Below are 9650 nucleotides of genomic sequence, written 5' to 3'. Positions count from 1 at the left end.
AGTTGCTTTGAACGAAAGTTCATTTTATTTTTGTTCTTAAGTTGATGGGCATGTGATGGTACCCCCATATCGTTTATTGCGTCTGCAATCTTCATGTAACCTAATCCATTGTCGTATAATTCGTACATCTTCCTAACAAGTTCAGCTTCTTCCTCATTAATCGTATATTTTTGATCTACAATTTTATATCCATATGGCACTATCCCCCCGGTATACTCACCTCTTCTTACTTTAGCAGCTAACGCTGCTGATACGGATACTGATACTGTTTTAGGTAATTGTGATGCGAACATGGCATACATCTCAAATTTTAAGTCGTTTTTCCCCTCATAATAACTGTCGTAACCTTCTTCAATTGTCACTAAACGAACACCATGTCCTAAAAGTATCTCCTTAATTTCTAATGCATCTCTTAAATCCCGCCCTAATCGGTGGATAGACTTAAAAACAACCGTATCTAATTCTTTTCTTCGAACCTTCTCTAAAATCAACTGCATCGCATGTCTTTCTAACCACGCCGTTCCAGATACAGCTTCGTCTTTATAAATTGAATTTTCATCCCACTCATACCCGTTTTTTTCGATCCAGTATCTACAGATATCAATTTGATTCTCAATCGATGAAACTTGTTCGTCTCTATCCGTTGATACACGTACATATACAGCATATTTCAATTCGTACACACCTCATCCTCTTACTAAATTCTTATGACTACAGTATATAGCCCTCCGGATATACTGGCAATCTATTACCAATGTAAAAAGACGACTTTCTACAGTCGTCAAAATAAAAATATATAAATCTCAAAAATTTAGGAGGGGGTAAACAATACACAACAACATCTAGTAAAAACAAAAACAAAAAAGAACCCCCTCTATAAAAAATATACCTTATATATATAATATAAATATATAACTTATAAATATATATTATATATAGAGTATATTATTAGTAATAGTATATAAGTATTATTACTGTTAGGGTTCTAAGGTTTTAGTCTACATCTTCCTCTGTAATATCATTTCCCCATCTACCGTAATCATATGGAAATTCGTTCGCCATGTACTCATCGTGACATTCTTCATGAAAGATACCATATTCAAAATTATTTTTTACCCATTCTCCTTTTTTTAGTGTACGTTTACACCATTCGCAAATCGTGCTTCCTTTTGGAGCTATATATTCACCGTTAACTTTGATAGAAGTCATATAATTCCCCTCCTCATTTCTACTTTGAATCCAATGCTTTTTTAGAATTCAATTCGCACCAATATTTATAAGCTTCCCTATTTGATTCCCAGTATAAGTGTTCATAGTGATCGCGCTGGAATTCAGTTGCTGCTAATCGTCTTTTCAAGTCATCAATTACAGCATCCTTATTGATTGGATTGATTTGTGGAGGTGGTAATAATTTCATAGGTGAATCACCTCTTCCTTGTAATTAGACCACTAAACAACTTTCTGTGCGTTTCAGGCTGTAAATCCAGTAACCTTATAACCTTTTCAGCACTATCCAGATCCGGTGCATCGATAATATTGTTTCGCCACATCCATCGTTTACTGTCTCTTTTACTTTGATAAACCGCACCACTTTCGCCGTTAATCCACAACCGGTTATTACACCCTAAAATGTTTACACGAGTCCAGTAATTTTTCATCATGAAACACCTGGAACCACATAAACTTTCGCATACACATCGTATTTAGCTGCAAGTTGCTCCAGCTTTTTTTGTCTGTATTCTGTCATGGTAAAGAAATGAATGAGCGGTATCTTTCCGTTGTATTTGTTTTTGTAGTATAACGAAAATTCCCTATACCTGCTCATCTTTTCAGCGTTCACATGCATCATTTGCGTACGATCTATTTCAACAGCATTTAAAATTCCTTCTTCATCTCGCAATTTTACGTCTGGAATAATTGTCTTCTTTTTATCATCTACTTTATAACGTATAGGTGTTTCTATCTGCCAGTCGTCGGGACAAAACAGATAGAGCCACGCTTCATTACGCATAAGGCTGTGAGCTAATCGGCTATTTGGTACAATCTTCTCTGTATCGTCGAACAGTTCACGGCCCTTTTTATTTAAATAATACACGTACTCTTTTTGGTACACTGTATTATTTACATAAGGACTGAGGTCTTTTAAAATACGATTTGCGTTACGAATCCCTCCCATTTCATGTATTGCCATTAGATGCCTACGTGTAGCAAATTTCAGCTTTCTAATCGAGGTCAGAATCGTCATCTGACGGTTTATTTTGATATGTGTCTGGATGTTCATCTTTCTTCACCTCGTATTGTTTTAGATGTTTCCACATCAATTTATCGCTGATAAAAGGTACCTGCAGCTCCGTTAATCGATCAGTTTTATAAATAGCCCTACCAGGTAAGGACGGCAATGTTTCTAGCCCCGATTCATCAAGAACAACCTCAGATGCCTTATATGTTGGTAGCCGAAATCCTAACTTTGCATCGGACATCTGTTTTACTACTGATGGGATTGACGTAACGGTCGGATATTGTGTAGCCAGAATCAAACGAAATCCTAAGCCGCCCGATACAGTCGCTATATAACTAAGCATGTACTGACACTCTTCTCGAATTTTATTAATGGGACGTGGTAATCCTTTGGCCGGAGCAAGTACGGCACCCTCATCAACAATAACGAAATACCGATCTTTTTCTTTTGTTTCAACAATATTTTTGTAACCATTTTCCTTCATGAATTTTCCACGCTCTTCGATTTTTTTCATTATTTGTTTTAGTACATGATGTGCTTTTTCTACAGAATCAGCCACTTCTTCCACCTGTTTTAAGCCGCTGAACTCGCTAAATTCCAATCCCTTTTCCTTTAAATCAATTAAATACACGTGAGCATTTTCAGGATTCGCCTCAATCAAAGTAGTAAGTAGTACTTTCATAAATACTGTTTTCCCCATTCGTGTAAGACCACCTAGTACCATATGAGGAGTTTTATCAAAGTCATGATAAATTAACTTCTCGAGGCTTTGCCCCATCGGTACTTGCCATTCACCTTTTTTTACTAGCCCCTCATCCCAACACCACTTTTGTGGGATACGTTTACTGAATACCCGAATCATTATCTTGTAGTTATCGTATTTGATACGTACAGGCTTATTTAATCCTTCACTTACAACATCCTCAACCTTTTGTATTAATTTAGATGGCATCCCTAACGGAAGTTTATATACATAAGTCGTACTACGATCATCTTCTTTTCTTTCAAGAAAAACCGGATAATGTAATTTTTCATCCTTCCTAATTGCAATCCCACTTACTTCAAAGAATACTTGTATCTTCTTTCTATCATCCTCTTTACCTTTTAAACTATCATTTAGCAAAGCGTACCCGAGCGAAACTGCAGGTATTAATAACAATTCAAGCATAGGGGTTCACTCCTTATATATCCTTAAAGGATATAGTTGCTCTTTACTGGAAGATTTATATACAAGTTGTTTTTCTTATATAACAAAGTATCCCATGATTCCAGGTTCCATTCCTTCAAAGAAACACCATTAGCACATAACGTAGAAGATACAAAAACGAGCCGGTAAGAGTTGTATACGTCGTCATACGTGGAAGCCAATGTGGAACACTCATCCCCATTTTCTCAGCTACCTTCAGTGCCACTACAGACAACCCTGTCGCTGTCCAAATTACTACAACTTCCCCAGTAAGTGTCATATCGAGTCCTTCTTTCTTTTTAGTTGTAACCCTTTTGACGTGAGAATCGGTTGATACTGATTAACCATTTCATCCCATTCAAGAATTTCTTCCTCTTCCCCGTATAGATCCTCAATAATATCGTTAGATAAGCTGTAATAACCTCGGTATTCTTTATTGTTAAACACCTCATGTCTTTCCATATGATTTACGATAGAATTAGCCTCTCCTTTTCCTCTGGACTCCTTATACATGTTTCTTAGCTCTTTTGATGAATACAAATAAGGAGTGTCATTTAAGTAATCATATTGCCATCTCATTATTCATCCCTCCACTGTTTACAAACATCTAAATACGCATCAATCCTTTTCTGAATCCCTATCTCGTTATACGGTCCATAAGGTTCCTCTTCCCCTAATAAATCGACGATATCGATGTAATTTGAATTTTGTAGCATATCTTGTTTTGCAATGTGATCGTACACACAACGCACTTCATTTTCGTCGTCCGCTTCTGTGTACATGTTAAACAAGGTTTGTGGCGGATACAGCTGCATACGAGGCAAATACTTATATCCAGGTCTCATTATTCCCCACCTTTCCCCTCTTGATGCCCTTAGTTCCACTTGGTATTCCTCGTGGTCTTAATATAGGTATATGACCTAGAGAACTATTTTTGCACGTCCACACCAATTTTTTTCTTTTTAGCCTGTACTATTTATAAAGGAGTTTATTTCTGCATATAGAAAGTAAATTCTTGAGGTGAGTGTATATGAAGTTTAAATGTAGACTTAAAGTAATCTTTGCAGAACTTGAAATTAAACAGAGTGATTTTGCAAAACGTATTGGAGTTGACGACTCCACTCTTAGTGCAATTGTTCGTAATCGTACTAAACCTCGTTTTGATACGGCCTATCTAATCTGCAAAGAACTCGGTAAACCAATTGAGGAGATCTGGACCATCGAGGAGTAATCCCTCCCCCTCCAGCCTTAATAAGTTTTTATCTTTATTTTCTTTTTACACTTGACTTGTGCTTTCGGCAGACAATCATGGGATGAGGGTACAGGACAACGGCTAGAGCAGAGAATGACTACCTTACAACGCTTCAAAAATAAAAAGCGTCGTAAAGTAGACGTTCTGTCAATCATGGTCTATCGGGTTAAGGAATCCGTATAGTAACACCCTGTTTAAACGCTGTAATTTCTTACACAGCTGACTTTTTACAGATAAAGCTTGTCCTATCTGCAGAAAGAATCAGGAAAGGAAATGCACTACTGGCGTATCCTTGATTACTCGTAACCTATAATTCTTTCATTATCAGCTGCTACCCGTGCCATAACACGCCAAGCAACCGCCGTACCGTTAATGGCCGTACTCGCCTAGACTCCTAACAACGCAAACAAGGAAACGTTATTCGTTAGGACGCTTAACTTTCTGACGTTGGCTTAGCTAACCTGTTCAAGTTTAACGAGTGTTAGGTCATTCCTCGTGTGGATCATCCCCTTAATTACCTAAAAAAGACAATAAGAAACTAGACCTCGTGAATATCTGTTTTTTCGAATAAGGATATTCACGAGGCTGGAGGTTGTCCGATATTTAGTTAAAGAAAGAGGTTATAGCACATGAGCTATAAGCATATTGATAAGGAATAAAACCGAAGCTACAGTATAAAAACCATAAAACCAAATACAGTCTGATTTTGTATCTAAACCAAAATAGTTATTAAGAGTTTTCATTTGCGTCTCCTCTCAACCTAAAAAGTTCAACTAATTAAGTTAAATATATAACTCGATTAGTTGAACGTCAATAGGTAAACTAGAAAAGTTTACTATTTTTTATGTAATTGTGTTAGAATACGAGATAAGATGGTTGTGTATCGGAGGAGAATACATATGATATTTACATTGGGGCAGACACTACGTGAGATAGGTGTAACCAAAAACAAATTAGCTGTGGAAGCAAAAATCCGCCATAATACAATTAGTGATTTAGTAAACGGTAATGTTAGTTCTATACGTATAGATACATTACAAGCAATACTTGATACATTAAATAAGTTAGCTGCTGATCAAGGAATAGAAAAAGTTTATGGTATTAAAGATGTTATCAAACATGAAAAAGACGCATAATTAGCGTCTTTTTTACTTACAAATATTAGATAAATACTTAAATTTGTGTTGTTATTTGATACAATAACCTTGCAATACACTATCATAGGAGGGAGAAAATGAGAAAAAATTATTTCAATACATTAGGGGTAGTGTTTATCGGAACGTCTTTATTATTTACGACTGGCTGTACGCCACAAAATAATGAAGCGACCTCTCAAGCGGTGATTCAAAAGGATGAAGAAAAAGCAAAAAAACAAGCGGAAAAAGAAGCTGAGAAACAGAGAAAGCATCAAGAAAAAGAAAAAACACAGGAAGAAAGTAAAGAGAAAAAGTTTAATGCAAGTATCGAAAAAATTGTTAAAAAAACCATTGGAATAGACGACGTAGAATCAGTTGAAGTAAATAAAAACTTCGATTTACCCGATCCAAATAATAAGGTGGTATTACTAAACTTAAAAAACGCTAATGATAAAGTTCTTACATGGAACGGGGCTACTAATATACTAAAAAAATTATCAAAAGAAAAAGAAATCCAGAAGGTCATTTTTGTATGGAAGGCTGAGCTAACAGATACATATGGAAACAAAAAGAGTGATCCTGTAATGAAAATGAGTATAGATCGCGAGAGCTTAGACAAAATTAACTTTAAAAACTTTGATCACAACAATATCCCTAACGTCGTAAAAGATTATTGGGAACATCCTGCATATAACAAGTAATTTAATGACGAAAGGGTGGAATTGTTTTGAAAAAGAAAAAATCGTTTTTATATGTTCGAAATGAATATTACGGAACAGAGAAAAAAGAGGATTTATTTAGTGAACTATACGAAAAACACTTGGATGTTAAAGTAACAATCACTCGTAAAACAAGGAAAACAGAAAAATAACTGTGTATCTATTCGCTTTGCACAAAGCTAATTTATCGATTGTGAAAGTTGTAAGAAACGTACCTTAGTAGAGTGAAAAAATCAATAATAAAACGTAGGAGGAATTGCGATGGATAACACAGAGTACAAAAGCAAACTAGATGGGCGGATTCAGTCTTTACTCAAAAGGCACACGTATTACTTAAATCGTAAGTTTGAATCTGAATCTGATTTAGGGACGTTCGCTGAAGGGGTATTTTTAATTGAAGATGAGCTATGTTTTTTATTATCATTTTTAACGAATCAAGAAATACAATATTTCCACAGGTTTACTAACATACAGTGGACCGATGAAGTTGAATTTGTAAACGACCGTCCTCAAATAAAACACCGTTAAAATACTAATAAAAACAAGAGCCGTCCTAATGGGCGGCTCTTGTTAATGAAACTACTATTCTTTCGTATAGAAATATTTCAGTCCTCTAGCATCTAACCACGCAGTTGCTTTGTCTAGCTCGTTCCCTTGACGATAATCCGTCTCAAAATATACAAGTCCTTGTCGATCTCCACGGGAAACAATTTTAGAGGTGAATCCTAGCTGATCCATCATTTGAACCATGTCAGGAATTAAATTTACACCAAACTCATAAGTAACAACTTTATTAAATTTATTCACTATAATCTCCACTCCTTCTTCTTGTTTTTCAGTTTTTTCAACAGTTTGATTTGTAAACCAGGATAAAGGCTTGCTTCCGATTAATTCATTTAAATCACACTTACCGATACCTGGAACGTTTCCGGTTTCAGTATATTGCCACAGATCGCATGGATAGTTAGGTTTTAAACCACCATAACGCGGGATCCAAACAAAATCACATTTTACATTTGCCATTCCAAAAGGAGCATACATATGATGGCCAACATATAAACCGACTTTTTTAGCACCTAATCGGCGTAGTTCATCGATAAAAGCCTGTGTACCTGCTCGCATATCATCCATTGTTTTCACTTCTACATCAGCCACCCAGACTGTTGCGCTCTTATCTCCGCGATTCCAGAAATCTCGAGCTTCTACACGTGCGTCATTCTCAGAAACGAAACGACAGAATGCGTAGTTACCAAAAGGAATACCATGTTGCTTCATGGATTGTACATATCCTTTATATAATGGATCTACATAATTCGAACCATCTTGTACACGAGCGATGATGAAATCAATGTATTGTTTTGCCACAGGCCAGTTAATATCACCATTCCATTTTGAAATATCTACAATGTGTCTCATTATTGAACATCTCCTTTTTTCTCTTCTTGTTTTTGTTTGCCACCTAAAATTTCAACTGCATTTGTTAATGGTTGTGGGAGTGGAATGCCCATTCGTCCAGCATTTTCTAAAAGTGAAAGCAATTCATTCCCCATGAAAAAGAAGATTGTCGCTTCACGAATTGCATTGTTACTCCCAAGTACTGTATCGAGCTGGGCGGCCGCACCGACCAAAATAAAAAGCACCACCTTTTTGGCAATGCCTTTGAAACCAACTTTACTTTTTAATTCTCCGTTATAACCTGCTGCAATCATGCCGGTTAAATAATCAATAACTGCCATCGTCACCAAGACTTTCAATGTTGCATCCCATCCTCCCAAGAAATACCCACAGAAGCCACCAAACGTAGCTATAAATGTTTTCAATAATACATCAATACGATCCATCTTTCCCTCTCCTTTTTAAGCTGCAAAATAACTTGGGTCCATTCCAAATATTTCTGCAATATCTTCCTCACTTCTATCTTTCAAATAAGATTCAGTTGTGGAGATATCAGAATGATTAGCGAGTGATTTTAGTTTTTCAAGCGGTACTCCTTGAACTTTTAAATTATCTAATCTGCTGTGACGGAAACAGTGAGGATTAATTTTAAATCCCTTCCCTTCCTTTTCGTTCAGCATCTTAGCAAATATTTCGCACCAATAATTAAATACACTCTTGTTCAATCTTTTTCTCTCACCATTCTTATAAACACGCACAAACAAATCTGGAATAGTATCCTTACCTCGCTGATTTATATATAAACGAATGCATTGCTGCACTCGGTGATTGTAATATAATCTAAACTTCTTACCGCGTTTTCCTCGTACCACATTTGTATAATATTGTTCTGTCAGCCCTTCTTTTTGAACCTGATATACCTCATTCTTTCTAGCTGCACTGTAATAAGAAAGTGCTAAATACGTTGCTAACATATATTTTTCTTGCTCAAGTAATTCATCGATTAGCCAATTAATCTGGTCCTCTGTTATAAATGTAATGTCTCGAATTGGATTCTTAGGTAAACCACGCACCCTTGAGCCTACGTTGAACTCGTAATCATAATCATCATCGTCAGCACAAAACTCAAGAGCTGAACGTAATGCACTCATCAATCCATTCACACGTGCGTTTGACATTCCCATCTCTTGAAAGATAATAGATAAATTCCGAATATCTTTACGTGTTAAATCAATAAGCTTTTTATTTTCGAAGTGTTCATGTATCAGAAACAGAATAATTCGTAAATCCCAACTGTATTGCTGTAAAGTGCTTGCCGCTTTCCCTTGCGATTTCTTTTCAATGAGAAAATCTTTGACTAGGTTTTTATTTTCCTGGCTAACATGCTTTTCATAAATTACTTGGTCTACTATTCGTTTCACACTGATCATCTCCTCAAAATAAAAAGAGAAGTGAAATCACTCCTCTTGATTGATGAATTGAATCAAAGCCGTATTTTGTACAAAATACAAACAGACCCGTTATTGCTGCTCCTGCTCTGTTTGTGTGTTATTTTCATTAGTTGGTGCTGGCGGTTCTTGAGATGGATAATTCCCTGTAAGTGATGTATAACACTCTAAACAAATATTCTTTTTCGCAAACCCCATATCCAGTGCGTACAGACGAGCTCCACGTTTACATATTTCGCATCTTGTTGCAATACGGAAATATATCGTTCCATCCG

17 protein-coding genes and 1 pseudogene are annotated in these 9650 nt (G+C 36.1%); 5 read left to right on the top strand and 13 right to left on the bottom strand.

The genetic code is table 11. The features are described 5' to 3' along the window. The 8 genes from CQ064_RS32310 to CQ064_RS32270 all read right to left on the bottom strand — a co-directional run. Positions 1–674, bottom strand: a 674-nt coding sequence (locus CQ064_RS32310; RefSeq protein ID WP_374954539.1) for a recombinase family protein, incomplete at its 3' end; no start/stop codon positions are given. 319 nt (positions 675–993) lie between these two features. After that, on the bottom strand, positions 994–1209 hold the full coding sequence (locus tag CQ064_RS32305; RefSeq protein WP_000200736.1) for a hypothetical protein: 216 nt from the start codon (positions 1207–1209) through the stop codon (positions 994–996). A gap of 19 nt (positions 1210–1228) precedes the next feature. Beyond that, positions 1229–1417, bottom strand: a complete 189-nt coding sequence (locus CQ064_RS32300; RefSeq protein ID WP_000771630.1) for a hypothetical protein — start codon at positions 1415–1417, stop codon at positions 1229–1231. A 240-nt stretch (positions 1418–1657) separates the two neighbouring features. Next, on the bottom strand, positions 1658–2281 hold the full coding sequence (locus CQ064_RS32290; protein ID WP_001025807.1) for a replication-relaxation family protein: 624 nt from the start codon (positions 2279–2281) through the stop codon (positions 1658–1660). After that, positions 2223–3407, bottom strand: coding sequence for an FtsK/SpoIIIE domain-containing protein (locus tag CQ064_RS32285; protein ID WP_000891521.1), 1185 nt, complete (start codon positions 3405–3407; stop codon positions 2223–2225). Before CQ064_RS32285 ends, CQ064_RS32290 begins: the two co-directional genes overlap by 59 nt. 115 nt (positions 3408–3522) lie before the next feature. Further along, entirely contained in the window at positions 3523–3705 is a 183-nt protein-coding gene (locus CQ064_RS32280) for a hypothetical protein (RefSeq protein WP_000176361.1), read from the bottom strand. Then, the gene (locus CQ064_RS32275; RefSeq protein WP_001267622.1) at positions 3702–4004 is read right to left on the bottom strand and encodes a hypothetical protein; all 303 of its coding nucleotides are present in this window, start codon (positions 4002–4004) and stop codon (positions 3702–3704) included. Before CQ064_RS32275 ends, CQ064_RS32280 begins: the two co-directional genes overlap by 4 nt. After that, a complete protein-coding gene (locus CQ064_RS32270) occupies positions 4004–4270 on the bottom strand; it encodes a hypothetical protein (protein ID WP_001247349.1) in 267 nt (88 codons plus the stop codon). The genes CQ064_RS32275 and CQ064_RS32270 overlap by 1 nt, the downstream gene beginning before the upstream one ends. Before the next feature lie 185 nt (positions 4271–4455). On the opposite strand from CQ064_RS32270, the gene CQ064_RS32265 reads away from it, so the two are divergent. After that, positions 4456–4656 carry a helix-turn-helix transcriptional regulator gene (locus CQ064_RS32265; RefSeq protein WP_000669093.1) on the top strand — a complete coding sequence of 67 codons (201 nt, stop codon included), beginning with the start codon at positions 4456–4458 and terminating at the stop codon, positions 4654–4656. A gap of 641 nt (positions 4657–5297) precedes the next feature. Here CQ064_RS32265 and CQ064_RS33245 read toward each other — a convergent pair. Then, positions 5298–5420, bottom strand: coding sequence for a DUF3961 domain-containing protein (locus CQ064_RS33245; protein ID WP_000854597.1), 123 nt, complete (start codon positions 5418–5420; stop codon positions 5298–5300). A gap of 156 nt (positions 5421–5576) precedes the next feature. On the opposite strand from CQ064_RS33245, the gene CQ064_RS32260 reads away from it, so the two are divergent. The 4 genes from CQ064_RS32260 (at position 5577) to CQ064_RS32250 (ending at position 7060) form a co-directional block, all read left to right on the top strand. After that, positions 5577–5813: a helix-turn-helix domain-containing protein gene (locus CQ064_RS32260; protein WP_000578036.1), complete on the top strand. Its 237-nt coding sequence runs from the start codon at positions 5577–5579 to the stop codon at positions 5811–5813. 98 nt (positions 5814–5911) lie between these two features. Beyond that, a complete protein-coding gene (locus CQ064_RS32255) occupies positions 5912–6514 on the top strand; it encodes a hypothetical protein (RefSeq protein WP_001230989.1) in 603 nt (200 codons plus the stop codon). Between the two features lie 26 nt (positions 6515–6540). Then, complete coding sequence (locus CQ064_RS33840; protein WP_000727572.1) at positions 6541–6684, top strand: hypothetical protein; 144 nt, start codon at positions 6541–6543, stop codon at positions 6682–6684. A 109-nt stretch (positions 6685–6793) separates the two neighbouring features. Then, positions 6794–7060, top strand: a complete 267-nt coding sequence (locus tag CQ064_RS32250) for a hypothetical protein (protein WP_000370580.1) — start codon at positions 6794–6796, stop codon at positions 7058–7060. Between the two features lie 54 nt (positions 7061–7114). Here the strand turns inward: CQ064_RS32250 and CQ064_RS32245 are convergent, their stop codons facing one another. The 4 genes and pseudogenes from CQ064_RS32245 to CQ064_RS32230 all read right to left on the bottom strand — a co-directional run. Beyond that, on the bottom strand, positions 7115–7948 hold the full coding sequence (locus tag CQ064_RS32245) for a GH25 family lysozyme (protein WP_001216050.1): 834 nt from the start codon (positions 7946–7948) through the stop codon (positions 7115–7117). Next, a complete protein-coding gene (locus CQ064_RS32240; protein ID WP_000373895.1) occupies positions 7948–8373 on the bottom strand; it encodes a phage holin family protein in 426 nt (141 codons plus the stop codon). The genes CQ064_RS32245 and CQ064_RS32240 overlap by 1 nt, the downstream gene beginning before the upstream one ends. 15 nt (positions 8374–8388) lie before the next feature. Continuing rightward, positions 8389–9348 (bottom strand): tyrosine-type recombinase/integrase, encoded by a 960-nt coding sequence (locus CQ064_RS32235; protein ID WP_000822841.1) that lies wholly within the window; start codon positions 9346–9348, stop codon positions 8389–8391. Between the two features lie 99 nt (positions 9349–9447). Further along, positions 9448–9650: pseudogene (locus tag CQ064_RS32230) on the bottom strand (hypothetical protein); the annotation flags it as partial.

Origin of the sequence: Bacillus sp. MYb78, from assembly GCF_002975115.1 — a bacterium.
GTDB lineage: Bacteria > Bacillota > Bacilli > Bacillales > Bacillaceae_G > Bacillus_A > Bacillus_A cereus.
Note: the sequence above shows the minus strand (reverse complement) of the source record. Positions and strands in the feature narration are given on the sequence as shown.